Source organism: Methylobacterium indicum, from assembly GCF_001043895.1.
GTDB lineage: Bacteria > Pseudomonadota > Alphaproteobacteria > Rhizobiales > Beijerinckiaceae > Methylobacterium > Methylobacterium indicum.
In genome coordinates, this window is the sequence record NZ_JTHF01000456.1 from 1 (window position 1) to 1,620 (window position 1,620).

1 protein-coding gene is annotated in these 1,620 nt (G+C 69.2%); it reads left to right on the plus strand.

Translation table 11 applies throughout. The features are described from left to right. Window positions 1-99 precede the first annotated feature (99 nt). On the plus strand, window positions 100-1,416 hold the full coding sequence (gene rimO / locus QR78_RS31455; protein WP_048431575.1) for a 30S ribosomal protein S12 methylthiotransferase RimO: 1,317 nt from the start codon (window positions 100-102) through the stop codon (window positions 1,414-1,416). Window positions 1,417-1,620: the final 204 nt, after the last annotated feature.

Sequence of the window (1,620 nt, forward strand, 5' to 3'; positions counted from 1 at the left end):
CCCCTGTGCTAGAGCCCTGCCCCAGCACCCTTCCCCTAAATCCTTGATCCCGCTCGCTGCCGCCTTGGCCGTGGGCCGGTGTCCCATCCCGCCGTCGCCATGAACGCTCCCGCCCCCAAGATCTCCTTCGTGTCGCTCGGCTGCCCCAAGGCGCTGGTCGATTCCGAGCGCATCCTCACCCACCTGCGGGCCGAGGGCTACGAGCTGGCGCGCAAGCACGACGGCGCCGACGTGGTGATCGTCAACACCTGCGGCTTCCTCGATTCGGCCAAGGCCGAGTCGCTGCAGGCGATCGGCGACGCCATGGCGGAGAACGGCCGGGTGATCGTCACCGGCTGCATGGGCGCGCAGCCGGAAGAAATCCGCGAAAAGTACCCGAACCTGCTCGCGGTGACCGGGCCGCAGGCCTACGAATCGGTGGTGGCGGCGGTCCACGAGGCGGTGCCCCCGGCCCACGATCCGTTCCTCGATCTCGTCCCGCCCCAGGGCGTCAAGCTGACGCCGCGGCATTACGCCTATCTGAAGATCTCGGAGGGCTGCAACAACCGCTGCACCTTCTGCATCATCCCGCAGCTGCGCGGCGACCTCGTCAGCCGTCCGGCGGCGGACGTGCTGCGCGAGGCCGAGAAGCTGGTGAAGGCCGGCGTCAAGGAATTGCTCGTCGTCTCGCAGGATACCAGCGCCTACGGCATCGACACCCGCTACGCCACGAGCCCGTGGCGCGACCGCGAGGTGCGGGCCCGGTTCTACGACCTCGCCAAGGAACTGGGCGAGCTCGGCGCCTGGGTGCGCCTGCACTACGTCTACCCCTACCCGCATGTCGACGAGGTCATTCCGCTGATGGCCGAGGGCAAGGTGCTCCCCTACCTCGACATGCCGCTCCAGCACGCGAGCCCGACGGTGTTGAAGCGCATGCGCCGCCCGGGCAACCAGGAGAAGATGCTGGAGCGCATCCGCTCCTGGCGCACCACCTGCCCGGACCTCGCCATCCGCTCGACCTTCATCGTCGGCTTCCCGGGCGAGACCGAGGAGGAGTTCGAGGAGCTGCTGACCTGGCTCAAGGAAGCCAAGCTCGAGCGCGTCGGCTGCTTCCAGTACGAGCCGGTCCGCGGCGCGCCTGCCAACGCCGTCGCGGAGGCGGTACCGGACGAGGTGAAGGCCGAGCGCCAGCGCCGGTTCATGGAGACGCAACAGGCGGTCTCGCTCAAGCTCCAGAAGGCCAAGGTCGGCAAGCGCCTGCCGGTGATCATCGACGCCGCCGGCCCGACCGTCGCCAAGGGCCGCTCGAAGTACGACGCGCCCGAGATCGACGGCAACGTCCACGTCGCTTTCCGCCGCCCGGTCCGGGTCGGGGATATCGTGACGGTGAAGATCGAGTCGGCGGATGCCTACGACCTGCATGGGGTGGCGGTGTAAGGGGCACCGCGTCGTGCGCATTTCCTCCTCTCCCCGCGGGCGGGGAGAGGCTTTCGCCCCCCTTGCCGGGGGCGGAAGGAGCGCAGGCGTAGCCGGAGCGAGGGTGAGGGGGTGTCTCCGGAGGAGACCCATCCGGAGACACCCCCTCACCCTCGGCTACCGCCTCGCTGTGTCCCCTGAACGGTGACACAGCCCTCTCCCCGC

Bases quoted from the DNA above. Each gene is read 5' to 3' on its own strand.
- rimO (WP_048431575.1), top strand. From the start codon at position 100: ATGAACGCTCCCGCCCCCAAGATCTCCTTCGTGTCGCTCGGCTGCCCC.